This is a genomic window from Actinomadura sp. ATCC 39365 (assembly GCF_054392275.1).
In genome coordinates this window covers 255,517-280,469 of record NZ_CP184335.1, presented here as the reverse complement: position 1 = coordinate 280,469, position 24,953 = coordinate 255,517, and the positions used below count along the sequence as shown (strand labels likewise).

24 protein-coding genes, 1 tRNA gene and 1 pseudogene are annotated in these 24,953 nt (G+C 72.4%); 14 read left to right on the top strand and 12 right to left on the bottom strand.

All coding sequences use genetic code 11. The features are described from left to right. Position 1: 1 nt before the first annotated feature. From ACNF49_RS01575 to gad, 3 genes are all read right to left on the bottom strand, one after another. The gene (locus ACNF49_RS01575; protein WP_482945708.1) at positions 2–2,314 is read right to left on the bottom strand and encodes an FtsX-like permease family protein; all 2,313 of its coding nucleotides are present in this window, start codon (positions 2,312–2,314) and stop codon (positions 2–4) included. Next, the gene (locus ACNF49_RS01570) at positions 2,311–3,045 is read right to left on the bottom strand and encodes an ABC transporter ATP-binding protein (protein ID WP_357966760.1); all 735 of its coding nucleotides are present in this window, start codon (positions 3,043–3,045) and stop codon (positions 2,311–2,313) included. Before ACNF49_RS01570 ends, ACNF49_RS01575 begins: the two co-directional genes overlap by 4 nt. A 171-nt stretch (positions 3,046–3,216) precedes the next feature. Continuing rightward, the gene (gene gad / locus ACNF49_RS01565; RefSeq protein WP_482942573.1) at positions 3,217–4,614 is read right to left on the bottom strand and encodes a glutamate decarboxylase; all 1,398 of its coding nucleotides are present in this window, start codon (positions 4,612–4,614) and stop codon (positions 3,217–3,219) included. Positions 4,615–4,731: 117 nt separating this feature from the next. Between gad and ACNF49_RS01560 the strand changes: the two genes are divergently transcribed. From ACNF49_RS01560 to ACNF49_RS01545, 4 genes are all read left to right on the top strand, one after another. Next, on the top strand, positions 4,732–5,127 hold the full coding sequence (locus ACNF49_RS01560; RefSeq protein ID WP_482942572.1) for a hypothetical protein: 396 nt from the start codon (positions 4,732–4,734) through the stop codon (positions 5,125–5,127). 68 nt (positions 5,128–5,195) lie between these two features. Then, positions 5,196–6,041 carry an FAD-dependent monooxygenase gene (locus tag ACNF49_RS01555; RefSeq protein WP_482942571.1) on the top strand — a complete coding sequence of 282 codons (846 nt, stop codon included), beginning with the start codon at positions 5,196–5,198 and terminating at the stop codon, positions 6,039–6,041. 94 nt (positions 6,042–6,135) lie between these two features. After that, positions 6,136–6,474: a YciI family protein gene (locus ACNF49_RS01550; protein WP_357966772.1), complete on the top strand. Its 339-nt coding sequence runs from the start codon at positions 6,136–6,138 to the stop codon at positions 6,472–6,474. Then, positions 6,471–7,673 (top strand): RNA polymerase sigma factor, encoded by a 1,203-nt coding sequence (locus tag ACNF49_RS01545; RefSeq protein ID WP_357966775.1) that lies wholly within the window; start codon positions 6,471–6,473, stop codon positions 7,671–7,673. Before ACNF49_RS01550 ends, ACNF49_RS01545 begins: the two co-directional genes overlap by 4 nt. Before the next feature lie 194 nt (positions 7,674–7,867). Here ACNF49_RS01545 and ACNF49_RS01540 read toward each other — a convergent pair whose 3' ends face one another. Continuing rightward, complete coding sequence (locus tag ACNF49_RS01540; RefSeq protein ID WP_482942570.1) at positions 7,868–8,437, bottom strand: DinB family protein; 570 nt, start codon at positions 8,435–8,437, stop codon at positions 7,868–7,870. Between the two features lie 60 nt (positions 8,438–8,497). Between ACNF49_RS01540 and ACNF49_RS01535 the strand changes: the two genes are divergently transcribed. Then, positions 8,498–9,478, top strand: a complete 981-nt coding sequence (locus tag ACNF49_RS01535; protein WP_357966781.1) for a helix-turn-helix transcriptional regulator — start codon at positions 8,498–8,500, stop codon at positions 9,476–9,478. Here ACNF49_RS01535 and ACNF49_RS01530 read toward each other — a convergent pair. Both ACNF49_RS01530 and ACNF49_RS01525 read right to left on the bottom strand, forming a co-directional pair. Further along, the gene (locus ACNF49_RS01530) at positions 9,462–11,954 is read right to left on the bottom strand and encodes a bifunctional copper resistance protein CopD/cytochrome c oxidase assembly protein (protein ID WP_482942569.1); all 2,493 of its coding nucleotides are present in this window, start codon (positions 11,952–11,954) and stop codon (positions 9,462–9,464) included. The genes ACNF49_RS01535 and ACNF49_RS01530 overlap by 17 nt on opposite strands. A 166-nt stretch (positions 11,955–12,120) precedes the next feature. After that, the gene (locus ACNF49_RS01525; protein ID WP_482942568.1) at positions 12,121–13,737 is read right to left on the bottom strand and encodes an AMP-binding protein; all 1,617 of its coding nucleotides are present in this window, start codon (positions 13,735–13,737) and stop codon (positions 12,121–12,123) included. 86 nt (positions 13,738–13,823) lie between these two features. Between ACNF49_RS01525 and ACNF49_RS01520 the strand changes: the two genes are divergently transcribed. The 3 genes from ACNF49_RS01520 to ACNF49_RS01510 all read left to right on the top strand — a co-directional run bounded on the left by ACNF49_RS01520 (position 13,824) and on the right by ACNF49_RS01510 (position 15,881). Continuing rightward, positions 13,824–14,699, top strand: coding sequence for a LuxR C-terminal-related transcriptional regulator (locus ACNF49_RS01520; protein WP_482942567.1), 876 nt, complete (start codon positions 13,824–13,826; stop codon positions 14,697–14,699). Positions 14,700–14,769: 70 nt separating this feature from the next. Then, positions 14,770–15,147: a DUF2255 family protein gene (locus ACNF49_RS01515; RefSeq protein ID WP_357966791.1), complete on the top strand. Its 378-nt coding sequence runs from the start codon at positions 14,770–14,772 to the stop codon at positions 15,145–15,147. 68 nt (positions 15,148–15,215) lie between these two features. Then, entirely contained in the window at positions 15,216–15,881 is a 666-nt protein-coding gene (locus tag ACNF49_RS01510) for a flavin reductase family protein (protein WP_357966793.1), read from the top strand. On the opposite strand, the gene ACNF49_RS01505 is transcribed toward ACNF49_RS01510, so the two are convergent. The 4 genes and pseudogenes from ACNF49_RS01505 to ACNF49_RS01490 form a co-directional block, all read right to left on the bottom strand. Beyond that, a complete protein-coding gene (locus ACNF49_RS01505) occupies positions 15,878–16,384 on the bottom strand; it encodes an NUDIX hydrolase (protein WP_482942566.1) in 507 nt (168 codons plus the stop codon). The two genes, ACNF49_RS01510 and ACNF49_RS01505, sit on opposite strands and share 4 nt — an antisense overlap. A 9-nt stretch (positions 16,385–16,393) precedes the next feature. After that, positions 16,394–16,597 (bottom strand): hypothetical protein, encoded by a 204-nt coding sequence (locus ACNF49_RS01500; protein WP_482942565.1) that lies wholly within the window; start codon positions 16,595–16,597, stop codon positions 16,394–16,396. 136 nt (positions 16,598–16,733) lie between these two features. Further along, a pseudogene (locus ACNF49_RS01495) lies at positions 16,734–17,138 on the bottom strand (ABC transporter permease); the annotation flags it as partial. After that, the gene (locus tag ACNF49_RS01490; RefSeq protein ID WP_357966800.1) at positions 17,119–18,060 is read right to left on the bottom strand and encodes an ATP-binding cassette domain-containing protein; all 942 of its coding nucleotides are present in this window, start codon (positions 18,058–18,060) and stop codon (positions 17,119–17,121) included. The pseudogene ACNF49_RS01495 and the gene ACNF49_RS01490, both read right to left, overlap by 20 nt. Before the next feature lie 305 nt (positions 18,061–18,365). Here ACNF49_RS01490 and ACNF49_RS01485 point away from each other — a divergent pair, with 305 nt between their 5' ends. Genes ACNF49_RS01485 through ACNF49_RS01475 form a run of 3 tightly spaced genes read left to right on the top strand, consistent with a single transcriptional unit; the run spans position 18,366 to position 23,145 of the window. Next, positions 18,366–19,322 carry a lysozyme gene (locus ACNF49_RS01485; protein ID WP_498701808.1) on the top strand — a complete coding sequence of 319 codons (957 nt, stop codon included), beginning with the start codon at positions 18,366–18,368 and terminating at the stop codon, positions 19,320–19,322. A 53-nt stretch (positions 19,323–19,375) separates the two neighbouring features. Further along, complete coding sequence (locus ACNF49_RS01480) at positions 19,376–19,906, top strand: C40 family peptidase (protein ID WP_482942563.1); 531 nt, start codon at positions 19,376–19,378, stop codon at positions 19,904–19,906. Positions 19,907–19,938: 32 nt separating this feature from the next. Next, positions 19,939–23,145: an ATP-binding protein gene (locus ACNF49_RS01475; protein WP_482942562.1), complete on the top strand. Its 3,207-nt coding sequence runs from the start codon at positions 19,939–19,941 to the stop codon at positions 23,143–23,145. Between the two features lie 15 nt (positions 23,146–23,160). On the opposite strand, the gene ACNF49_RS01470 is transcribed toward ACNF49_RS01475, so the two are convergent. Continuing rightward, positions 23,161–23,796 (bottom strand): hemerythrin domain-containing protein, encoded by a 636-nt coding sequence (locus tag ACNF49_RS01470; RefSeq protein ID WP_482942561.1) that lies wholly within the window; start codon positions 23,794–23,796, stop codon positions 23,161–23,163. Positions 23,797–23,929: 133 nt separating this feature from the next. Here ACNF49_RS01470 and ACNF49_RS01465 point away from each other — a divergent pair, with 133 nt between their 5' ends. From ACNF49_RS01465 to ACNF49_RS01455, 3 genes are all read left to right on the top strand, one after another. After that, entirely contained in the window at positions 23,930–24,160 is a 231-nt protein-coding gene (locus ACNF49_RS01465) for a transposase (RefSeq protein WP_357966813.1), read from the top strand. Between the two features lie 40 nt (positions 24,161–24,200). Next, positions 24,201–24,273 (top strand) — tRNA-Thr (locus ACNF49_RS01460). A gap of 139 nt (positions 24,274–24,412) precedes the next feature. After that, positions 24,413–24,592 carry a hypothetical protein gene (locus tag ACNF49_RS01455; protein ID WP_357966816.1) on the top strand — a complete coding sequence of 60 codons (180 nt, stop codon included), beginning with the start codon at positions 24,413–24,415 and terminating at the stop codon, positions 24,590–24,592. 61 nt (positions 24,593–24,653) lie between these two features. Here ACNF49_RS01455 and ACNF49_RS01450 read toward each other — a convergent pair whose 3' ends face one another. Continuing rightward, positions 24,654–24,866, bottom strand: a complete 213-nt coding sequence (locus tag ACNF49_RS01450) for a hypothetical protein (protein ID WP_357966819.1) — start codon at positions 24,864–24,866, stop codon at positions 24,654–24,656. Positions 24,867–24,953: the final 87 nt, after the last annotated feature.

Here is a 24,953-nt window from a genome sequence, read left to right as displayed (position 1 = left end):
CTCACGCGGCCGAGCGCATCGTCAGCCGGGCGGGCAGGGCGGTGGCCGCCAGAGCCAGCACGGCCGCCGCCCCGACCACCGCCGCGTACGTCCCCACCGGCACGTACGGCACCGCCGAGCCGGTCATCCCCGCCCCGAACGCGGCCAGGGTCACCAGCGCGGCCCCGGTGCCGAGCACGACGGAGGTGGCCACCGCGCCCAGCGTCTCCAGCCGCAGCATGCGCAGCACCTGCCGCCGCGTCGTCCCGGCCAGGCGCAGCGCGCGCATCTCACCCGAGCGGGCCGAGGTGGCCATGGCCAGCGTGTTGACCACGGCGATCGCGGTGAAGGCGATGATCAGGCCCAGCGCCACGAACGTGGCCTGCGGGTTCGACGCGCTCACCTCGGCGGCCCGCGCCCGGTCCAGCACCGACGCCCCGGGCAGCGCCTCGGCCAGGGCGTCCACGGTCAGCCCTGGCGCCTTGACGAGCAGGGAGGCCGCGGGGTCGTCCACGTGGCCCGCCACCAGGTCGTACGGCAACGTCAGGTCGCCGAAGCCCAGCCCGCGGGTGTACACCGCGCTGACCGTCACCGTCGCGGGGGTGCCGTCGCCCAGCGTCAGCTTCAGCGGGTCGCCCACCTCGACGTCCAGCCGTTCGGCGGCGGTCGAGCTGACGGCCACGTCCTTCATGGAGCCGGCGACGATGCCCAGGTCCATCGTGCGTTCGTCGTAGGTGACCGCCTGCGCGCCGTATTTGTCCAGGCCGGCCCGGACGGTCGTGCGCAGCACCCGGGTGACGGCCTCGACGCCGGGGACCCTGGCCGCCTCGGCGGCGGAGACGCCGGTCAGGACGTACTCGGCGCGGGTGCCCGCGTCGGCCTGCTCCTGCGCGGCGTGGCCCATCGTGGTCTGGACGAAGAGGATCGTACAGGTCATCGCGATCATCAGGGTCAGCGGCGACAACACCGAGGCCAGCGCCCCCGAGTTGGCGCGCAGGTTGCGCGCGGCCAGGAAGCCGCCCACCCGGGAGGCCCGCAGCGGGATCGACAGCACCGCCGCGGCCACCCGCGCGACCACCGGGCCGAGCAGCGTCAGCGCGATCGTCCAGACCAGCGCGGTCAGCATCGTCACGGGCGTGGCCGCTGCCTCGGTACGCAGGTTCGACAGGACCACCGTCAACGTCACCGCACCGGCCAGGACGATCGGCCCGGCCACCAACCGCCACCTGGCCACCCTGCCGCTGTCCAGCACCGCCTCGCCCAGTGCCTCCACCGGCCGGATCCTGGTCAGCCGGCGGGCCGACACCCGGGCCGCGACCCAGGCGGCGCCGACCGTGGCCAGCAGCGCGGCCAGCGGCGGGAACGGGCTGACCACCAGGCCGAGGTTCGCCGGGACCGTCCCGAGCGAGACGAACTGGGCGCGCAGCCAGAACCCGACCCCGATGCCCGCCGCCGAGCCCAGCACCCCGGCCACGCCGGCGACCAGCAGCGCCTCGCCGCCCACCAGCTTGCGCACCTGCCTGGGGGTGGCCGCCACGGCGCGCAGCAGGGCCAGCTCGCGCTGCCGCTGCTGGATGGACAGCGCGAACGTGCCTACCACGACCAGGATCGCGACCAGCAGCGACGTTCCGGCCAGCGCGCCGCCCATGCTGATCAGCTTGACGCGTGCCTGCTCGGCGTCCAGGAACTCCAGCCTGCCCCGCTCGTCACCCGTGTGGACCACCGCGCCCTCGGGCGCCCGGTCCAGGCCCGGGAACACGCCGACCGCGCTCACCCTGCCGGGGTGACCGGCCAGGCGGCGGGCCTCGGCGGTGCTGAAGAACACGGTGTCCTGGCTCGGGAGCGCCTGCGCGGTGACGCCCACCACGCGGTGTCCGCGCAGCTCGGCGCCCACGTCGAGACCGGCGCGCGCGTCGACGACGATCTCTCCCGCCGCCCTGGGCTCGCGTCCCTTCGCGATGGTGAACGGGGTGAGCGCGGCCGACTCCCAGCCGTGCCCGGTGAAGCCGCCGAAGGGGAACGTCACCTCGGGGACCACCTTGTCGGCCCGGATCGCCGCCACGACGGACTCGGGCAGCCAGGCGCGTTCCGTCAGGGGCTTGGCCTTGGTCTTCGTCTCGCCGTCGCCCTTGTCGACGGTCTGGCGCACGTACTGGTCGGCGGCCACGATCGCGGGGGCGCCGGCGTACCGCTCGGGGGCGACGCCACCGCGCAGACCGGTCTCCAGCAACATCAGGCACGCGCACACCAGGGCGGCGGCGCACAGCAGCGCGAAGAACGCGCCCGCGAACGCGGCCTTCCTGTGCCGCAACATCCTCAACGCCAAGGTGATCATCGGGTCCACGCTCCCAGCCTGGTCATGCGCTCGGCCACCTTGTCGGCGGTCGGTGCGGTCATCGCGTCCACGATCCGGCCGTCGGCCAGGAACAGCACGGTGTCGGCGTACGAGGCGGCCACCGGGTCGTGCGTCACCATCACCACCGTCTGGCCCAGGCCGTCCACCACCTCGCGCAGCAGCCTCAGCACGTCGCGGGCGGTCATCGTGTCCAGTGCGCCCGTCGGCTCGTCGCCGAACACCACCTCCGGCCTGGTGACCAGCGCCCTGGCGATGGCCACCCGCTGCTGCTGGCCGCCCGAGAGCTGCGCGGGCCGGTGCCCGGTCCGGCCCTCAAGGCCGACCCTGCGCAGGATCTCCGCCAGCCAGGTGCGGTCCACGCGGGCCTTGGCCAGGCGCAGGGGGAGCGTGACGTTCTCGACGACGTCCAGCGCCGGGATCAGGTTGAACGCCTGGAACACGAACCCGATCCGCTGCCTGCGCAGCTCGGTCAGGCTGGTCTCGTCCATGCCCGACAGTTCCGTGCCGCCGAGCCGCACCGAGCCGGACGAGGGCACGTCCAGCCCGGCCGCGCAGTGCAGGAACGTGCTCTTGCCCGACCCCGAGGGGCCCATCACGGCGGTGAACGACCCTTGCGGGATGCCCACCGACACCTCACGCAGGGCCGCGACCGCGCCCTGGCCCTTGCCGTACACCTTGCTCACGGCGTCCAACCGCACCACGTCCGTCATGGGTACAAGCCTGCTGGCCTGCGCGTACACCCACCAGAGACGCGATCACCGATCGCCCATGACGTCTTCACGATCCGGACATCTGGCCATATTCCCCCCACGGCCTGGATGGCGACCAACGAGAAGGGCGATCCCCGGATCTGGGGATCGCCCTTCAGCGGGACCGCCGGCTCACCTTCCGGTCGGCACGCCCGGCTGCTCGGCGGACGTCCGCGGCCGCGGGACCCGGTTGTCACGCAGGTACTCGACCTCGGTACGCAGGTTCGCCAGCAGCTTGGCCGCGATGTCCTGGCTGAAGCCGTTGCGGATGACGAAGCGGATGACGGCGATGTGCTCCAGGTTGGGCGGCAGGTAGTACGTCGGGGCCTGCCAGCCGTGCATCTTCAGCCGCTCGGCCAGGTCGAAGACGGTGAAGCCGTCGAAACCCGGGGCGGTCCGGACGGCGAGCACCGGCAGCTCCGAGCCGTCGGCGATGAGCGAGAGCTCGGGCAGCTTCGCGATCTCGTCGCCGAGGTAGGTCGCGACGTCCCGGCAGGTCTGCTGGACGGCCCGGTAGCCGTCGAAGCCGAGCCGCAGGAAGTTGTAGTACTGGGCGACGACCGGCGCGCCGGAGCGGGAGAAGTTGAGTGTGAAGGTGTCGATGTTGCCGCCGAGCAGGTCGCAGGAGAGCACCAGGTCTTCGGGCAGCGCGTCGGGCTCCTGCCAGACGATCCAGCCGACGCCCGGGTACACCAGGCCGAACTTGTGCCCCGAGGTGTTGATCGACTGCACCCGGGGGAGCCGGAAGTCCCACACCCGGTCGGGCTCCAGGAACGGGGTGATGAAACCGCCCACGGCGGCGTCGACGTGCAGCGGGATCTTCAGGCCGCGCTCGGCCTCCAGCCGGTCGAGCTCGGCCGACATCTGCTCGATCGGGTCGTACTTGCCGCACTGCGTGGAGCCGAGCACGCCGACGACGCCGATGGTGTTCTCGTCGCAGAACTCCCTGAGCCGGGAGGCGGACAGCGTGTAGGCCGGCTCCTCGATCGGGACCCAGCGCGGCTCGACGTCCCAGTACTGGCAGAACTTCGGCCAGCAGGTGTGGACGGCGGTGCCCATCACGAGGTTGGGCCGGTCGACGGGCAGCCCTGCCGCCCGGCGCCGCGCGCGCCACTGGAACTTCATCGCCAGCGCGCCGAGCATGGCCGCCTCGCTGGAGCCGCCCGTGGAACAGCCGACGCTGACGCCGTTTGGATCGTTCCACAGATGGTCGAGCATGTTGACGCAGCGCGCCTCGATGTCGGCCGTCTGCGGGTACTGGTCGTGGTCGACGATGTTGCGGTCGAGGGTCTCGGCGATGAGCTCGCGGGCCTGCGGCTCCATCCAGGTGGTGCAGAAGGTGGCAAGGTTGAGCCGGGCGTTGCCGTCGAGAAGGAGCTCGTCACGGATGAGAGCCTGGGCCGCGCTGGGGTTCATCGGGCTGACCGGCATCTTGAAGCGGGGCACGCCGCCCTCGGGCACCAGCCCGTTGTAGAGGGGGTTGACATCGAGCGCTTCCTGCCACCGGTCGGATTCGACTCGTCTGAGCATGAGCTTCACCTTCTCGATGAGTTCTGTGATGTCGAGCACTCACAGTAGGCAAGTTTTTACTGTCAGTCAACGCCCGCTTTACCCGCGAGCCGCGGGCCGCGCACCGAGGAGAGTCACTTGACGGGAGAGCCGGTGTTCGTCAGGTTCCAGAGCCCTGCGCCGAACGGCCGCGGGACGTACCCAGGTGTGTTCGGGCTGGTCAACAGCCTCGCCGAGCGAGGTCTTCTGTCGGACGAGGAGGAGGCGTTCAGGCGCGAGAACAACGCGTGGTACGAGGCGAACTTCACCGACCCGACGACCGTGGATCCCGATGTCTACCGCCGGGACGTCAACCCGGCGGCGGCGGCCTGGTTCAAGGCGTCGGCCGGTCGGCTCGTCGAGCGGGTGCCGGGGTATCTGGCGATCCTCGCCGCGCACGATGTGGCCTGTGTACGCCTCGAATCGGCTGATCCAGGCAGGATCATCTACGAAGACGACGATCAGGTGGTCGTCGTCCCCTATATGGCCAGCTAGGGCGGGTTCGGTGGGGTGTGTCGGCATAGGGTGGGCGGCCGGATGGTGGCTGATGAGAGGAACGTCCAGTGACGGATGCCGATGTGATCATCGTGGGGGCCGGGCCGACCGGTCTCATGTCGGCGGCGGAGCTGCGGCTGGCCGGGGTGCGGCCGTTGGTGCTGGAGCGGAAGGCGCGGCGCAGGGACGTCCCGAAGGCGGGCGGGCTCGGCGGGCAGATCCTGGAGTTGCTGCGGTACCGGGGCCTGCTGGAACGGTTCGCGGCGGCCTGCACCGAACCGATGCCGGCGCCCAGGTTCCCCTTCGGCGGGGTGCATCTGGATCTCACCCGGCTGGCCGATCCGCCGATGCACGCCCTGCCGCTGCCGCAACAGCTCCTTGAGCGGCTGCTGGAGGAGCGCGCCGGCGAGCTCGGCGTCGACCTGCGCCGCGGCCACGAGGTGGTCGGGGCGAGCCAGGACGACACCGCGGTGACCCTGGACGTACGCGGACCGGACGGCCCCTACCAGGTGACCGCCCGGTACGTGGTGGGATGTGACGGCGCGCGCAGCCGGGTCAGGGAGCTGGCCGGCATCGCCTTCCCCGGCACCGTCTATCCGGAGGTCAACCGGCTGGCCCAGGTCACCCTGCCCGACGAGGTGACCGTGCTGGGCAACGGCGATCTCGATGCGCCCGGCTTCGGCGCGATCCGCGCCGGTTTCACCCGCACCGTTGCACACGGCCAAGACCGACCAGCGCCCGGCCGACGTGCTGCTGATCCGTCCGGACGCGCACGTCGCCTGGGCGGCCGGCCCGGACGAACCGGCCGACACGGCCGCGCCCGCGCTGCGCGAGGCGCTGTCCACCTGGTTCGGCGCCCCCTGAGGACACGCGATCCGGCCGGGTGCGCAGATTCTCCGGCCCCCATGTCGTGACGGCGGCGCGGCCGATCGTCTTCCAGGTAGAAAGGCTCCGCCGCCCGGCTCGTCGAGCCGCAGGGCGGCGGACCGGAGACCGAGGGAGGACGACGTGAAGTACGTGCTGATGTTCTTCGAGACCGAGCAGTTCGCCAAGGAGCTGGCCGAAATGGGCGAGCTGGAGCAGCGGACGGCCTACGAGGCGGTGGGACGGTGGTTCACCGAGCACGCTGACAAGATCACCCATCACGCCCACCTGGCTCCTGGCCACACCGCGACCACGGTGCAGCTGGGCTCGGGGGACCCGGTGGTCACCGACGGGCCGTTCGTGGAGGGCAAGGAGGTGATCAGCGGGTTCGCCGAGATCGAGGTGGCCGACCTGGACGAGGCCCTGCGGATGGTGCGGTCGTGGCCGGCCTGCCCGCTCGTGGAGATCCGCCCGCTCTCGTGACCGAGCCGGCGCACGGGGAGGTGCTGGCGCGGACGGTGCGCGAGCACGCCGGCCGCCTGGCCGCCTCCCTGGTCTCACTCCTCGGCGACTTCTCCGCGGCCGAGGACCTGGTGCAGGACGCCGTCGAGATCGCGCTGCGCCGCTGGCCGGAGGAGGGGGTGCCGGACCGTCCGGACGCCTGGCTGTTCACCGTGGCCCGGCGGCGCGGCCTGGACGTGCTGCGGCGCGAGTCGAACTACCGGGCCAAGCTCGCCCGCCTCACCTGGCCGGAGCCCGCCGTGCGGGACGACCGGCTGCGGTTGATCTTCACCTGCTGCCATCCGGCGCTGTCGCGTGCGGCGCAGATCGCGCTCACGTTGCGCGTGGTGTGCGGGCTCGGCACGGCGCAGATCGCGGCGGCGTTCGTCGTGCCGGAGGCGACGGTGGCGCAGCGGATCACCCGAGCGAAGCGGAAGATCGGCGAGGCCGGGATCCCGTACCGGGTGCCGTCGCAGGAGGAGCTGCCGGAGCGCCTGGGCGAGGTGCTCGCGGTGGTGTATCTGCTGTTCAACGAGGGGTACCTGGCCAGCACGGCGGACCGGGCGCAGGCGCCCGACCTGGTCGTGGAGGCCGAATGGCTGGCCGCGCTGCTGGTGAACCTGATGCCGGGGGAGCCCGAGGCGGCCGGGCTGCTGGCGCTGATCCGGCTGCACCGGGCGCGCGGCGCGGCCCGCTTCGACCCCGGCGGACGGCTGGTGCTCCTCGCCGACCAGGACCGCGGCCTGTGGGACCGGCGGGCGATCGAGGAGGCGAGCGCGTTGCTCACGCGTGCCGCCAGGGCTGGGCGGCGGCCCGGCCCGTACCAGGTGCAGGCGGCGATCGTGGCCTGTCACGCCGAGGCCGGGACCTTCGCCGAGACCGACTGGGCGCAGATCCTGGTGCTGTACGACATGCTGCTGTTCCTGGCGCCCTCGCCGGTGACCCGGCTGCACCGGGCCGTCGCGCTGCGCTACGGACAGGGGCCTGAGGCGGCGCTCGCCGAGCTGCGCGAGCTGGGGCCGGCGTTGGAGCGGTACGCGCTGTTCCACGCCACCCGGGCCGAGCTGCTGCGAGCCCTGGGCAGCCGGGACGAGGCCCGTTCGGCCGACGAGAGGGCGCTGGAACTGACCCTCAACCCGGCCCAGCAGGCACTCCTGGAAGCCCGTCTGCGCTGGGACTGACCCCTGGCGGCCGTCGGGTCCGAGCCGTCGCGCGAGCGCCCGCGTTCACCTCGAAGACGGGCGCCCACCTGGCCCTCGGTCCCGACACGTCGTCCGGCCCTCGTGCCAGTCCTCGTGGGCGAGGGGGTGACGGGCCTCGATGAAGCCGTGGATGTCGGTGCTCATGGGGAGAGGGTAGGAAGCGACGCCTCCGGTCAGGGGCGGTTCATGTGGAGGTGCAGGTCGCGCAGCAGGCAGACCTCCGACAGGTGGTGGATGAGCTCGCGGTGGACGTGCAGGACCAGGTCGGCCATGGGGGCCTCCGGGTAGGGCTCCGCGTCGCCCATGGGCAGGCGCAGGCCGGCCTCGCCGAGGTCCCGCACGCCCGCCAGCCACCGTTCGGCCTGCGTGTCGAGCTGGTCGAGCGCCGCGGCCGCGCCGCCGGCGTACTCCCAGGTCTCGTACGAGGCCGGCGGCGCCCCGAAGTGGACGGCGTTGCGGACGGCCAGCACGCCGACGATGACGTGGCCGAGCCGCCAGGCGATCGTGGTGAAGGGCGGCGGCACCGGCTGGGGGAAGGCGAAGTCGATCGTGTAGCCACCCGCGCCGGCCTGCACGGGCGCCGTGGAGGTGCCGCGCGGCCGTACGCTCCAGGCGTCCGGCACCGGTAACCAGAAGTACTCCTCGTCGGTCAGACCGTCGAGCCGGGCCCGGAGCTGGTGGTTCCAGTGGAACTCCCACTGCTCGCGCAACGTGCGGTTCCAGTCGAGTGTGTGTGCGTCCATGGATCACACGATCACTCCACTGGCGGACAGGATCGGTCCGCTTTCTGGCAAGGTGGCGGCATGGACGAGACGGGCGGCGAGGAGCGGGGCACGACCGAGCGGGTGCTGACCCTGCTCGGCCTGTTGCAGCAGCGTCAGGTCTGGACCGGCCCCGAGCTGGCCGGACGGCTCGGCGTCACGTCGCGCACGGTACGCCGTGACGTGGAACGGCTGCGCGCGCTCGGCTACCAGGTGCACGCCAGCCAGGGCATCGGCGGCGGCTACCGGCTCGGCCCCGGCCAGGACCTGCCGCCGCTGCTGCTCGACGACGAGGAGGCGATCGCCACCGCCGTGTCGCTGCTCGCCGGGGCGGACAGCGCGGTCGCGGGCGCGGGCGACGCCGCGATCCGGGCGCTGGCCAAGCTCGACACGGTGCTGCCCGCCCGGCTCCGGCACGAGGTGCGCGCGCTGTCCGGGGCGGTGGAGTCGTTCGGCGGAGGGCGTGCGCCGGTCGATCCCGAGGTGCTCATGACGCTGGCCAGGGCCTGCCGGGACGAGGTCGAGGCCGGCTTCGACTACCCGTCAGGAGGGCGGGTGGGGCGGCGGCGGGTCGAGCCGTACCGGCTGGTGACCTCCGACCGGCGCTGGTACCTGCTCGCCTACGACCTCGACCGGGACGACTGGCGCAGCTTCCGGGTGGACCGGATGGCCGAGGTGGCCGCGCGCACCTTCCGGTTCCGGCCGCGGCCGGCGCCCGACGCGGCGGCGTACGTGCAGGAGGGCGTGGCGAGCCGGGCCTATCCGCACCAGGCGCGCTTCCTCCTGCACGCCCCGGCCGCCACGGTACGCGCGCAGGTCCCGGCGTCGGCGGCCGTCGTGCGGGAGCGGGGGAGCGACCGGTGCGAGCTGGTCAGCGGCTCGGGCAGCCTCGACTACGTGCTCATGCACGTGGTCGCGCTGGGCCACGACTTCGAGGTGCTCGACCCGCCGGAGCTGAGGGAACGCTGCCAGGAGCTGGCCCGCAGGCTGTCGTCGGCCGGGGCGGTCAGGCCGTCGGAGTGACGGGGGCGGTGTCCAGGGTGAAGGTCTCGACGATCTCGGTGCAGGTGCCGTGCTCGCCCATCACGCACAGCGCGAGGGTCCGGTAGGCGGCGGTGAAGGCCGACGGCGCGGCGAGGAGGCCCGGGTCGAGCGGGTGGTCCCGCTGCTGGAGCCGGGTGAGGGTGATGTGCGGGCGGAACAGGTCGCCGATCTCGTCGTAGCCGTAGAGGTCGAGGTTGGCGCGGGCGGTGGGCGGCGCGGTGAGCCGGTGGTCGGCCAGCACGCGGCCGACCGGGTCGCGGTGGCGCAGGCCCGTGCGCAACGGGTTGAGCGCGGCGACGACGTCCTCCTGGAGGCGGGTGATCGCGTCCGTCTTGCGGAAGAACAGCTCGACCATGCCGTGCTCGTTGGCGGCGAAGGACTCGCCTTCCAGGAGCGTCGCGGAGGTGCGCCGGCTGAGGTCGCGCAGCAGCGCGACGGCCTTCTCGAGCTGGTCGGGGGTGAAGTTGGCCATGTAGAGCGAGATGTGCGGGTAGAGGCCGTCCTCGCGCAGGACGAACTCGGTCGCGGCGGCCTCCGCGCAACGCCGGCTCAGGCGCACGGCCTCGGCGTTGACGTCGTGCGGCGGCAACAGGACAACGTCGTAGACCGGGAGATCGCCCATAGGGGATGAGTGTAGGACGGACCGGGGGCGGTGCGCGCGGGCGGCCTGCCGCCGCAGGGCCAGGCGTACGGCCGGGAACGCGTAGGCGGCCAGCGGCACCAGCAGGAACACCACCCCGGCCGCGCGCTGGTCGGCCAGCGGGTCGGGCACCCCGGGCGGGGCCGCCAGGGCGAACCAGTCCGCCGCGACGGCCGGGCCCACCAGCAGGTACGCCCCCAACCCGAGGTACGCGACGGCGGCCACCGCCAGCAGCCGGACCCGCGCGGCCCACGGGAACGGCCTGGGCAGCGGGTCGAGGTCGAGCACCACCCAGGCGACCAGCAGGCCCACACCGACGGACACGGCCATGGTGACCAGGTGGGGCGCGTACCCGGCGAGCGACCAGGGCAGCCACGGCGTGCCGTACAGCAGCAGGAGCAGCACCGGGACGGCGGCCGTCAGCAGCGCGGGACGGGTGAGGCGCCGCCCGGGGGCGCGGTCGCCGAGCGGGCCGTACTGGGAGCCGGGGCCGGTGGCCCGCGCGGCCAGGGTGAGCGGCGCGCCCGCGCACAGCAGGAGCGGCGCGACGACGGCGAGCACGACGTGCTGCAGGGCCTGGGCCGACGACATCGCCCGCGCGTACCCGCCCACGCCGCCGAACAGCGCGACCGCGGCCAGGGCCAGCCCGGCGTGCCAGGAGAGCGTGCGCAGGACCGGCCAGCCGGGCACCCGGCGCAGACCGGCCAGGTAACCGGCGGCGGGCAACGCCAGCAGCAGCAGGACGAGCGGGTCGAAGCGCACCTCGCTGAGGAGGGCGCCGGGCGAGAAGGGCGCGAGGGCGTACTCCAGGACGGGATGGTCGTGCCCGCCGCCCGCGCCGGGCGGCGGCGGGGTGCGCGAGAGGCCGACGGCCAGCCCGGTCGCCGCCACCATCACGGTCACCTCGCCCGCGGCCAGCCGGACGAACGTGCCCCGCACCCCCCGGTCGGCCACGCCGGCCACGGTACGCAGACGGTGCCACCGGCCGAACCAGGCCAGCACCGCCAGGGCGGCGACCTTGGCCAGCAGGAGCAGGCCGTACCGGCTCAGCCACAGGTCGGACAGGGTGTCGAGGCGCACCCAGGCGCTGACCAGGCCGGAGAGGGCCACCGCGGCGAAGCAGCACAGCGCGATCGTGCTGAAGCGGGGCAGCACGACCCGCAGGTCGGCCGAGCGCCGGAAGTGCAGCAGCACCGCGGCCAGGCCGCCCACCCACACCGACACCCCCAGCAGGTGGGCCATCAGCGCGGACACGGCGATGTCGTGGTCGGCCGCCGAGGCGGCATGGCCCACGTAGGCGGGCGGCAGCAGCCCGAACGCCGCCACGGCCAGCGGCACCCAGGCGGGCACCCGGCGCACGAGCGTGGCCACCGCCACCGCGAACGTCGTGACCAGCACCACCAGGAGCGCCTGCGTCTGCGGGAGCGAGGTGCCGAAGTCGAGCATGCCGGGCTCGGCGAGCAGGTTCTGCACCGGCATCGGGATGAAGCTGGACAGGGTGAACAGGTAACCGGCCAGGGCGGCGACCGCCCACCCCAGCGCCCACCAGCCCGCCGCGCGCAGGCACCGCGCCGACTCCGGCGAGCCGGCCGGGGCGAGCACGGACGCCGCCAGCAACGTCCCCACGCACGCCACCGCGCACAGGTCGAGGGCCAGGCGGGCCAGCGGCAGCCCCCAGTCGGTGACCGGACCGGCGGTGGGCAGCCCGAAGACCTCCACCGTGCCGGCGCCGCCGCCGAAGCGCAGCGCCGCGACCAGCACCAGGACGCCCACGCCGACCGCGAACACGGCGTACGTCCGGGCAGAAGCTCTCATAGCCGACCCGCCACGTCGTCGGAGGCCAGGAACCCGGCCGCGCCGCCCGGGGCGGGCGCGGTCCCCACATGCTCCCACAGGGCCTTCGGCCGGGCCAGGCGCGAGCGACGTCTGCTTCCAGCGCATACGCGGAGATACGCGCCCCCGCCGCCCGCGGTTCAGCAGGTCAGGGATGGAGGCCCAGGAGGGTGACGGCCTGTTCGCGCATCTCGACCTTGCGGATCTTGCCGGTGACCGTCATCGGGAACCCGTTGACCAGGTGCACGTAGCGGGGGACCTTGTAGTGGGCCAGACGGCCGGAGCAGAAGTTCCTGATCGCCTCGGCGGTCAGCGGCTCGGTGCCGGGGCGCATGACGATCCAGGCCATCAGCTCCTCGCCGTACTTCTCGTCCGGCACGCCGATCACCTGGACGTCGGCGATGTCGGGATGCGTGTAGAGGTACTCCTCGACCTCGCGCGGATAGACGTTCTCGCCGCCCCGGATGACCATGTCCTTGATCCGGCCGACGATGTTGACGTAGCCCTCGGCGTCCATGGTGGCCAGGTCGCCGGTGTGCATCCAGCGGGCCTCGTCGATCGACTCGGCCGTCTTGTCCGGCTCGTTCCAGTAGCCGAGCATCACCGAGTAGCCGCGGGTGCACAGCTCGCCCGGCTCGCCCCGGGGCACCGCGAGCCCGGTCTCCGGGTGCACGATCTTCACCTCCAGGTGCGGCATCACCTGGCCGACCGTCTCGGTGCGCCGGACCAGCCCGTCGTCGCGGCGGGTCATCGTCGACACGGGTGACGTCTCGGTCATGCCGTAGCAGATCGCCACCTCGCTCATGTGCATCTCACCGATCACCCGCTTCATCACCTCGACCGGGCACGGCGAGCCCGCCATGATGCCGGTGCGCAGTGACGACAGGTCGAAGTCGGCGAAGCGCGGATGGCCCAGCTCGGCGATGAACATCGTCGGCACGCCGTACAGGGAGGTGCACCGCTCGCTCTCCACGGCCCGCAGCGTGGCCTCGGGGTCGAAGCCGGGCGCGGGCAGCACCACGCAGGCGCCGTGCGAGGTCGCGCCCAGGTTGCCCATGACCATGCCGAAGCAGTGGTAGAGCGGCACCGGCAGACAGACCCGGTCGTCCTCGGTGTAGCCGACGCCCTCGCCGACGAAGTAGCCGTTGTTGAGGATGTTGTGGTGCGACAGCGTCGCGCCCTTGGGGAAGCCGGTCGTGCCCGAGGTGTACTGGATGTTGATCGGGTCGTCGAAGGACAGCGTGGCCGCCCGTACGCGCAGCGCGGCGGGGTCGGCGCGGCGGCCGGTCTCGACCAGCTCGTCCCAGCCGGGCTCGCCGATGAACACCACCTGCGTGAAGCCGATCTCGGCGAGCATCGCGCGGTAGTCGCTCGTCTTGTGCTCGACGGCGCTGACCAGCAGCCGCATGCCCGACTGGCGGACCACGTAGTCCAGCTCGTGGGCGCGGTAGGCCGGGTTGATGTTGACCAGGATCGCGCCGATCTTGGCGGTGGCGTACTGCGTCAGCACCCATTCGGCGCAGTTGGGGGCCCAGATGCCGACCCGGTCGCCCTTGGCGATGCCCCTGGCCAGCAGGCCGAGCGCCACCTCGTTCACCGCGGCGTCGAACTCGGCGTACGTCCAGCGCCGCCCGCTCGCCATCTCGACCAGCGCCTCGCGGCCGGCGTACCGGGCCGCGGCGCGTTCCAGGTTCTCCCCGATCGTCTCGCCCAGCAGGGGGAGCGCGGAGACGCCGGACGCGTAGGAGAGCAGTGAGTCACCCATGCCCGAAGCATCCGCCAGGGCGGTGAGGCACGCTACCCCCGTTCAGGGGTAGCCGCGGGACGCCGGCCGCGTGCCATGCTGGTGACATGGCGGTGACACATCTTCCGTCGAGTGCCCTGGCCCCGCAGGCCGCCGTGCTCCTGCGGGCCGCCCTCACCCGGATGCGGCACGTCGTCGGGCTGCCCGTCCTGTTCGGCGGCGCGGTCTCGGCCCCGGGCGGCGCCGTGCGGCTCACCGAGCTGACGGGGGTCCGCACGGACGTGCTGCGCGGGCTCGCCATCCACACCGGCAGCGGCCTGGGCGGCCGGGTCCTGGTCACCGCCCGGCCGGGCAGCGTCGAGGACTACGTCACCGACTCCCGCATCAGCCACGAATACGACCGGCCGGTGGCGGCGGAGGGCCTGCGGGCGATCGCGGCCGTCCCCGTCGTGGTGGGCGAGACGGTCTACGGGCTGCTCTACGGCGGCGTCCGCGAGCCGCTGCCGCTCGGCACCCGCGTCCTCGACGGCATGCACCAGATCGCCGCCCGGCTCGGCGTCGAGCTGGCCGTACGCGCGGAGGTGGAGCGGCGGGTGGCCGCGCTGGAGACGGCCGCGATCACCGGCGCCGCCCGCGAACGGCCCGCCGGCCCCGAATGGGAGCAGCTGCGCGAGGCGCACGCCGAGCTGCGCTCGATCGCCCACCAGGTCGCCGACCCGGTCCTGCGCGAGCGGCTGCAGGGCGTCTGCGACCGGCTGACCGCGCCGAACGGCGGCGCCGTCCCGGCCAACCCGCTCTCGCCCCGGGAGCTCGACGTGCTCTCCCTGGTCGCGGTCGGCTGCGGCAACGCCGAGGTCGGCCGGCGGCTCGACCTGAAGCCGGAGACGGTCAAGAGCTACCTGCGCAGCGCGATGCGCAAGCTCGGCACCCACACCCGGATGGAGAGCGTGGTCTCGGCCAGGCGCGCCGGCTACCTCCCCTGACACCGGCGGATTTACCAACTACGGACGATGCCCGTCGGCGCCGTCGACCGGTTCCGGGTAGGCCCCCACCATGACTGCTTGGACGAACGACGAACTCGACCGGATCGCCGCCGCCGAGGAGCTGCAGATCGCGTCCCTGCGCGGCGACGGCGAGCTGCGCCGCCCGGTGACGATCTGGGTCGTCCGCCTGGGCGACGACCTGTACGTCCGGGCCGTGAACGGGCGGGACGGCACCTGGTTCCGCGGCGCCCAGGAGCGCGGACGCGGCCGGATCCAGGCCGGGGGCGTCGACAAGGGCGTCACGTTCGCCGACGCCGACCAGGAGCTCAACGACCGGATCGACGCCGCGTACCGGGCCAAGTACCGCCACTACTCGGAGAGCATCGTGGACTCGGTGCTCAGCGGGCAGGCGCGGGCCGCCACGATCAGGCTCGTGCCGCGCTCCTGACCGGCCCGGCAACGAGAGGTCCGAAGGCCGCCAGCACCCGGCCCTCACCGGCGGCGACAGTGGGACGCATGAACACTGTCGTGGATCAGCACGTCCGCATTGAACCCAACATCCTCTACTTCGGCACCCCCGTCGTCCTGATCTCCACCGTGAACGAGGACGGCACCCCCAACCTCGCCCCCATGTCGTCGGCCTTCTGGCTGGGCTGGCGCGGCCTGCTGGGCCTCGGGGCCAGGTCGAAGACGTCCCAGAATCTCGTGCGGACCGGCGAAGGCGTGCTCAACCTGCCGTCCGACGCCCTCGCCCCCCAGGTGGACCGGCTGGCGCTGACCACCGGGAGCGACCCGGTCCCCGAGCGGAAGTGGCAGCGCGGCTACCGGTTCGTGCCGGACAAGTTCCAGCGGGCCGGGCTGACCGCCGTCCCGTCGGAGACGGTGGCCGCGCCCCGGGTGGCCGAGTGCCCGGTCGCCATGGAGGTCGTGGTGGAGGAGACGCATCCGGTCGGCGACGGCGGGGTGCTCGCGTTCGAGGTGCGGGTGCAGCGGGTCTGGGTGCACGAGGACATCCGCATGAAGGGCACCGACGACCACATCGACCCCGACGCCTGGCGTCCGCTCATCATGAGCTTCCAGAAGCTGTACGGCCTGGGCCCGCAGGTGCACCCGTCCACGCTGGCGAGCATCCCGGAGCGGCACTACCGCAGCGCCGACCTCGAACGCGCGCGCACCCTCTAGAGGCGTTCCAGCAGCGGCAGCCAGGTGCGGTGGGCGCACAGCTCCTTGATCCGCGCCCGGGGCAGCCACTCCGCGCCCGTGCTCTCCGACCCGGCCGGCGGCGCGGTCGCGGCGCCTGGCGTCGCCAGCCGGGCCCGGAACATCACCATGTACGTCAGCGGCGCGTAGCGGTAACCGGCGGGAGCCGGGCGCAGCAGCTCGATGCGCTGCCACGCGAACACCGACAGGGCCGACGGCTCCAGGAGCAGGCCGGTCTCCTCCTGGAGCTCCCGGACCGCGGCCTCGGTGGCGCTCTCACCGGCCTCCAGGTGGCCGCCCGGCACGTCCCAGCCGCGTCCTGGCCGGTCGACGCAGGTGAGCAGGGTCCTGCCGGTGCTGTCGGAGACGAACACGAACGCCGAGGTCGTGCCGTCGGCGGGCGGGAGGTCCGGGGAGAGGATCACGTCGAGGCGGTGCTCGACGGGGATCCACGGCACGGTGCGGGAGGCCATCACACGGGTCATGCCTCCATTTCACACGCCCTTGCGCATGGCCCGGTTGCCCAGGTACAGGCCGATCGCAGCGACCAGGCAGGCCGACGCGGTGCCGTACAGGACGGAGGGGTTCGCGAGGTCGCCGGAGAACAACGCGCGCTGGCCCTCGACGATGTACGTGACCGGGTTCGCCGTGCCGACGGCGCGCAGCCACCCCGGCGCGGTGTCCAGGGGGAGCAGCACGCCCGACAGCAGCAGCAGGGGGGAACAGGATCGACTGGCTGACGATGTAGAACAGCGTCCCGCCGGGCGCCGACCGGATGGCGAGGACGAACGAGAACGCCCCCAGCCCCACCCCGAAGACCGTGAGCTGCGCCAGCCCCGCCAGGACGCCCGCCGGATACAGCTCGAACCCCAGCGGGACGGCGAGCACGATGATCAGCACGGCCTGGGCCAGCAGGACGACCATCGCCTTCATCGCCCGGCCCACCAGCATCGCCGTCCGGTTCAGCGGCGTGACCAGCATGCGTTCCAGCGAGCCGCCGATCAGCTCGACCAGCAGCGTGTAACCGGCCGACATCGGCCCGGTCAGGCACATCATGACCAGGATGCCCGGCACGAACCACTGCCACGACGAGCCCACGGCGCCGTCCAGCAGCGCGCCGAACAGGAACAGGAACAGCAGCGGCTGGCCCATCTCGAACAGCAACGCGACCGGCTCGCGCAGGACCGGCCGGAACTCGCGGGTGAAGACGGTGGCGGTGTCACGCAGGAAGGTCGTCATCGGTGAGGCTTCTCCCGGTGAGGGTGAGGAACACGTCGTCAAGGGTGGGGCGCGCGGTCTCGGCGGCGGTCACCTTGATCCCGGCGGCGTCGAGCGCCCGCAGGCAGCCGGGGAGCGCGGCGGGCGCGTTCGCCACCCGCAGGCGCACGGTGACGCCCTCGGCCTGGCCGCCGGTCAGCTCGGCGGCCCTGGCGGCGTCCTGGCCGGTGTCCGTGGTGACCGTGATGGTGTCGCCGGCCAGGTCGTTCTTGAGCTGCTCGGCCGTGCCGTCGGCGATGATCGTGCCGTTGTCGATGATCATCACCCGTTCGGCCATGTTGTCGGCCTCCTCCAGGTAGTGGGTGGTGAGGAAGATCGTGGTGCCGTACGCCTCGCGCAGGCGCAGGATGTGCCGCCAGATGTCGGCGCGGCTCTTGGGGTCGAGGCCGGTCGAGGGCTCGTCGAGGAAGAGCAGGTCGGGGCGGTGGATGAGGCCGAGTGCGATGTCCAGGCGGCGGCGCTGGCCGCCGGAGAGCGTGCCCGGCCTGCGGCCGGCCAGGTCGTCCAGGTCGAGCAGGCGCATCAGCTCGCCGGCCCGCGCGACGGCGTCGGAGACGGTCAGGCCGTAGCAGCGGCCCTGCGTGACGAGCTCGTCCCGGACGCGGAAGCTCTCGCCCGCGCTGTTCTTCTGGCCGACGTAACCGATGCGGGAGCGCACGCCGGCCGGGTCGCGGGCCACGTCGTGCCCGGCGACGACGGCGGTGCCGGAGGTGGGCGGGAGGAGGGTCGTGAGCAGGCGGAGGGTGGTGGACTTGCCGGCGCCGTTGGGGCCGAGGAAGGCGACGAGCCGGCCGGGTTCGACGTCGAGGTCGATGCCGCGTACGGCTTCGACGGTCTCTTTCTTCATTTTGAACACTCGGGTGAGGCCCCGGGTGTGGATCATGGGTGGTGCCTCCTGGGCATGGCGAAGAAACCCCTGGTCAGGGGCCCTTTCGGGGATCGGTTCAGTCTGAGCCGGGTGATATCGATTTGGCAAACGCGAATGTGACGTTCATATACGGCCCTGACCTGCGGAAACGACGTCCGCGGAGGTGGCTGGGGAAGGCGAATTTCCGGGCCTCGACATGGGGTTTCGCGCGTTTTCGCGAAGAGGCGTGATATTTCCGTGCTTGCGGCCTATGTGGTGGCTCCGCGATGATCTCGGGCGTGAAACGCTTGTGGTTGATTGCGGTAATTGCCGCTGTCGGCATGACGGGGGTCGCAGAGGCGGCGGACGGTGTTCCCGGTGTCGACGTCAGCAACTGGACGGGCGACGTGGACTGGGCGAGCGTGGCCTCCGGCGGTGGTAAATTCGCGTTCGTGCAGGCCACCGAGGGCACGAACTACCGCAACCCACGGTTCGACGCGCAGTTCGGCGGGGCCGCGACGGCCGGGCTCCTGCGCGGCGCCTATCACTTTGCGCAACCGCATGAATCCGACGGGACAGCGCAGGCCGACTATTTCCTGCAGAACGGCGGAAACTGGACCAGCGACGGTCAAACGCTGCCCGGGGTCCTCGATATCGAGGACAACCCGTACAAGGACAAGAACGGCAAGAACAACTGTTACGACCTGTCCGCCGAGGACATGGTCACCTGGATCAAGGACTTCACCAAGAAGTACCGGCAGCGGACCGGCCGGGACGCGATCATCTACACCACCACGAGCTGGTGGCAGACCTGCACGGGCAACTCCGGCGCGTTCAAGGCCAACCCGCTCTGGCTGGCCCGCTGGGGGAGCGACCCCGGCGAGCTGCCGAAGAACTGGAAGCGGCACACGTTCTGGCAGTCGGCGGAGAAGGGCTCGCTGGCCGGCGGCCAGAACTCCTTCAACGGCTCGGAGTCCCAGCTCAGGTCGCTGGCCAACCCGCCCGCCCGGGTGTCGGTCTCCGGCCTGGTCAAGGGCAGGAAGCTCTACCGGGTCACGATCACGAACACCGGCCCGCACCCCGTCGAGGACATCGTGGTCTCCGGGCGCGCGTACGGCGGGCAGAAGGTGGTCAAGGCCCCCGGGTGCAAGTTCAGCGGCACGGCGGTGCGCTGCGTGGTCGGCAAGCTGGAGCGGGGCCAGAAGGCCGCCTTCACCTTCACCACCAAGCCGAAGCCGAAGGGCCAGGTCGGGATGGTCGTCGAGGTAGGAACGGTCACACTTAACCTCAAAAGCTGATAAATCGCGATAGGTAGGATAAAACCCGGAATCTCGGCTTAAGGGAGAAACGGGTGGCGCGGCGGCGGCTGGTCCTGGTGGTGACCGCCCTGGTCGTCCTGCTGGTGGGCACGGCGTCCATGCCGTTGTCGACGTTCGTGCCGTCCAGGATCGTGCGCCTCGCGTACGAGATCGAGCGGTACGACATCACGTACTCGTGGGGCGGCGGCCACGGCGAGCGGCCCGGCCCCACGAAGGGCACCTGCCTGGGCTACAGCGGCCGGATCAAGCCCTGCCCGGCCGCGCGCACCCGCGGCCTCGACTGCTCCGGCCTGGCCCGCTGGGTCTACGCCCTGGCCAACGGAAGGGACGTGCTCGGCCCCGGCAACACCGACGACCACGTACGCAGGATGCGGCCCGTCGCGCGGGGCCTGCCGGGCGACTTAGTCTTCTTCGGAAAAATCACGAAAAATAAGATCAAGACGCATCATGTGGGCATCTATCTGGGTCGTGGGAAGATGATGAACGCACCTGAGACGGGGGCTTCGGTGCGCATTGACGATATCGGGCGAAGATCTGACTTCGCGGGCTTCTACCGGTACTGAAAGCGGGCGCTACCGGTACTGAAAAGGGTGCCATGCTCCAGTTACACCTCCTTGGACCGCTCCACGCCACCATGGCCGGCCGCCGGCTCGACCTCGGCTCCGCCAGGCAGCGCGCCGTGCTCGCCCGCCTGGTCGCCGCCGACGGCCAGCTCGTCTCGACCGACCGGTTCATCGAGGACCTGTGGCAGGGGCAGCCGCCGCCCAAGGCGCTGGCCGCGCTCCAGGTCTACGTCTCGAACCTGCGCCGCGTCCTCGAACCCGACCGGCCGCCGCGCGCCCCCGCCGGAGTGATCGTCAGCGCCCCGCCCGGCTACCGGCTCTGCCTGCCCGACGAGGCCGTGGACGCCTGGCGGCTGCCCGGCCTCATCGACGCGGCCGGCGCGGCACTCAAGCGGGGCGCAGGCACCGTCGCCCACGACCTGCTCGACCAGGCGCTCGGCCTGTGGACGGGCCCCGCCTACGCCGAGTTCACCGAGGAGTGGGCCGCGCCCGAGGCGGCCAGGATGGCCGAGCTCAGGCTCGTCGCCGTCGAGTACCGGGCCGAGGCCGCGCTGCTGATGGGCCGCCACGCCGAGGCCGTGCCGGAGCTGCGCGCCCACGCCGACGCCCACCCCCTGCGCGAGAACGCCGTCCGCCTGCTGGCCCTGGCCCTCTACCGGTCCGGCAGCCAGGCCGAGGCGCTGGCCGTGCTGCGCCAGGCCCGCGAGAACCTGGCCGAGGAGCTCGGCGTCGATCCCGGCCCGGCCCTGCGCGCGCTCGAACAGGACATCCTCCGCCAATCCGAGTCCCTGCACGCGCCCGAGGTCGTCGAACTCGTCCAGGAACGGCCCGTGGCCACGCAGGAGCCCTCGATCGTGGGCCGGGCCCGCGAGCTGGCCGCGCTGCGGGAGGAGGCCGGGCGGCCTCTCCGGCGCACGGTCTGGCTGGGCGGCGAGCCGGGCGCGGGCAAGAGCGCGCTGGCCGAGGCGTTCGCGGCCGAGCTGGCCGAGCGCGGGTGGCGGGTCGCGTTCGGACGCTGCCCGGAGATCGACGGCGACGCGCCGCCCGCCTGGGCGTGGAGCGAGATCGTCCGGCAGCTCGCCGCCGTACGGCCGCCCGCCGCCGCCGACGCGGCCCGCCCGGCCCCCCTCCTGAACGACGGCGTCGCCATCCAGAACCAGTTCCAGCTCGCCAGGGCCGTGGCCGGCTACCTGGCGGGCTGCGCGCCGCTGCTCGTGGTGCTCGAAGACGTCCACCGGGCCGACGGCGAGACCCTGCACCTGCTGCGGCACCTGGACCCCGCCGCGCGGATCCTGGTCGTCGCCACCTACCGTCCGGCCGAGACCACCGAGGACCTGACCGCCACCCTGGCCGCGCTCGCCACCGGCAGCAGGCACGTCGAGCTCGCCGGGCTCGACGAGGCCGCCGTCGCCACGCTGCTCGAACGCCACTCCCAGCGCGCCGGCCTCAACCCCGCCACCGTCCGCACGGTCCTGGAGCGCACGCTCGGCAACCCGCTGTTCGTCTGCGAGATCGCCCGCCTGCTGGCCTCCGAAGGGCCCCAGGCCGCCGAGGCGCTGCCGCCCGGCGTGCGCGACCTCATCCGCCGCCGCATCACCCGCCTGCCCGCGACCGCCCAGACCGTGCTGCGCAACGCCGCCGTCGTCGGCAGGGACGCCGACGTGGACGTGCTGATCGCGCTGCACGACGGCGACGAGGACACCGTCTTCGACGGCCTGGAGGCCGGCGTCATGACGGGCCTGCTGGCCGAGCCGGGACCGGGCCGCGTCAGGTTCACGCACGTCCTGGTCAGGCAGGCGCTGTACGAGGACACCGCGCGGATCCGCCGTACCCGGCTGCACGGGCGCGTGGTGTCGGTGCTGGAGCGGCTGCGGCCGAACGACGTGGCGGCCCTCGCGCACCACGCGCTGGAGGCCGCCGCGCCGGACGCCGTGCGGTACGCCAGGGCGGCGGCCGTACAGGCGTCGGGCCTGCACGCGCACCGCGAGGCGGCGGCGCTGTGGCGCGCCGCGCTGGAGTTCGCCACCGACGACGCGACCCGGCTCGACCTGCTGTGCGGACTGGTCTCGGCGCTGGGCCACGCGGGCGACGTGCTGGGCGCGCTGGCCGCCAGGACGCGGGCCGTCGAGCTGGCCGCCCCGCGCGGCGCGCTCGCCCGCGCGCTGACCTCCTACGAAGCCCCCGTGGTCTGGACGATCCAGGTGGACTCCCTCTACAACAGGGACTTCATGGAGGCCGTGGAGCGCGAGCTGGCCGCCGGTCCCGACGACGAGACGCGCTGCCGCCTGCTGGCCGCGCTCGTGTTCGAGCTGGAGGGGCACGACGACGACCGCGTGGACGCCGCCGGCGCCGAGGCCGTGGCCCTGGCCCGCCGCCTCGGCCGTCCCGACCTGCTCTGCCTGGCGCTCAACGCCCGCTACTTCGCCGTGCTCAGCCCCGAACGGCGGGACGAGCTGGAGGCCGTCGGCGCCGAGCTGCTGGAGCTGGGCCGCACCCACCGGCTCGTCGGCTACCTCACGCTGGGCCACTGCGCGCTGCTCATGGCCGCGCTCGGACGCACCGACCTGGAGGCGGCCAGGCGGCACGCCGACAGCGGCGTGGCGGTGTCCACCAGCGGCCAGCTCGGCATGTCGCTGGCCATCCTGGCGCTGTTCGGCGCGCTGCGGAAGCTGGTCGAGGGCGAGTTCGACGAGGCGGAGGCCGTCTACACCGGGCTCACCGAGCAGATGGCCGAGCGCGGTGGCGTCAACGCGCGGGCCATGGGCGCTCTGGGCAGGTTCGCCGTCCGGATGGCCCGCGGGAACGTCCGCGACTCCCTCGACGAGCTGGCCGCCATCCGGGAACGCGTGAACAGCGACACTGTGCACGAGATCTACGCCGGGGCGCTGGCGGCCGCGGGCGAGCTCGACGCGGCCCGGCGGGTGTGGCGGCCCGAGTCGTGGTTGCCGCGCAACTACTACTGGCTGATGTGGCAGGCGCTGCGCGGCCTGACCGCCGTCGCCCTGGAGGACCGCGAGGTGGCCGGACGCTCCTACCGCGTCCTGCTGCCGTGGGCGGACGAGCTGGCCGGGATGAGCAGCGGGTCGGTCACGCTCGGGCCGGTCGCGCTGGTGCTCGGCGACCTGGCCGAGCTGCTCGGGCTGCCGGCCGAGGGCCACTACGCGCAGGCTCTGAAGGTCGCCGAGCGCGTCGGCTCGCCCCACTGGGCGCAGGCGGCCCGCCGCCGGGCGCGCCGCTGAGCGGTCCCAGGGGGATCACGGCGTGCCGAAGATCAGGCTCTGGCGGCGCCGGTGGCCGCGCCGCATGAGCGCGAGCAGCACCATGAGCACCGGCCCGGCCAGGCGCCGCAGCTCGGCCAGCTCCTCCGGCTGGGCGTACTGGGCGATCCTCGGCAGGTCGAACCGGACGTCCCCGCCCTTCCTGACCTCGGTCTCGACCTTCTCCCAGTCCGCCTCGGAGACGTACTTGGCGACGACCGGGAAGATCAGCCGCTCCTCCTCCTCGATGTGCTCGTCCAGCAGGTCGGCGAGCGCGGCCAGGGACTTGGCCATCCGCCGGGCCGCCTGCCCGTCGGTGCCGAGCTGGGCCCCGGCCGTCGTGATCTCCTCCAGCAGCGGGTCGAGCGCCGCGTGGTCGTCGGTCAGGTCGCTCAGGTCCACCTCGGCGCCCGCCGAGCGGACGATGACCGGCCACAACACGTTGTCCTCGGCCTGGTGATGGTGGTGGATGCCCGCGCAGAGCTTGGCGGTGAACGTCGCGATCGCCCGCAGCCGCTCCTGACCGGCCTGCTGCTCGCCGGCGGCGATCGCGCTCATCACCTCGGCCAGACGGCGGGTGTCCCCGCGCATGGCCCGGTGCGTGATGCGGAAGCCGAGCATGTTGGGTGCCATTTCGGTGCTCCTTCTGTCCGTTTGACACCAGCCTGGGACGCGGCTCTTAGACACCTCTTGGTGCCGACTTGGCATGGCGGTAACGCCTGTGGCGGACGGAAATTGAGAGACCCGGCGGCTAGGGTGTGCCGCTATGGACAGGCGATGGGTCGGCCTCGACGGCGTCGAGGTCGTGCCGGTGATGCGGGCGGGCCGGCAGGTGCTGCGGGTGCGCAGGAACGGGTGGCTGGTCGCCGACTGCCGTTCGGTGGAGGAGGTGGCCGCCCACGTCGACCTGGCCGATCTGTGCGAGGTGATCGATCTTGCCGCGCGCCGCGGATCCACCGGCGCGGTGGAGGCCCGTACGAGTTCGCATCATGGCTGAGTGCCGTGTATGGTTACACCTGTCCGCAGCGAGCGGACAGGCCCCTATAGCTCAGTCGGCAGAGCGTCTCCATGGTAAGGAGAAGGTCAACGGTTCGATTCCGTTTGGGGGCTCTTGTAATGAGCAGATATGACGCCCGGCCAAGGTGACTTGGAGCCGGGCGTTTTTCGTTGTGCGGGTTGGATGGCGCTTGTCCTGGGGCTTCAGTCAGCCCCAAGAAGGCTCCAAGCACGGGCGTGTTCCATGACGGTCATGAGAAACATGTTCGCGGCCCGTGGTGTGCGCCGGGCGCTGGCTCTGATCCTGCTCTCCGTCTCGACCGTGCTGACGATCAGCGTGGCGAGCAGTCCCGCCTACGCGTGGAACCCGGCGAACGACGGCTGGTACAAATGCCTGATCGAAGGCAAATGGATGTGGTGCAAGGACCTGTAGGTCCTGCGGGCAAGCCGCTCTTCCCGTGCGGGAAGGGCGGCTTTTCGGTGTCGTACGGCTGTCAGGCTCTGGCCTTCCGGGACGCGAAGGCGGGGAGGTCGATCACCTCGACCAGGTCGGCGAGGTCCACGTGGTGGACGATCTGGGCGATGGTGCCGTAGTAGCCGAGGAGGTAGCGGCGGCCGTTCACGGTCTGGGTGACCTTGATCCGTTGCCTCGCGCCGAGGGTGATGATCTCGACGAGGATGCCGCGGGGGCCGTGCCAGCGTGTCACGCCACAACTCTACGCAAAACGGACAAAAGCATAGAATGCGGACCGGCGGGCAGTAGGCCGGTGAGGGTTGGTTGCCCACACCCGAAA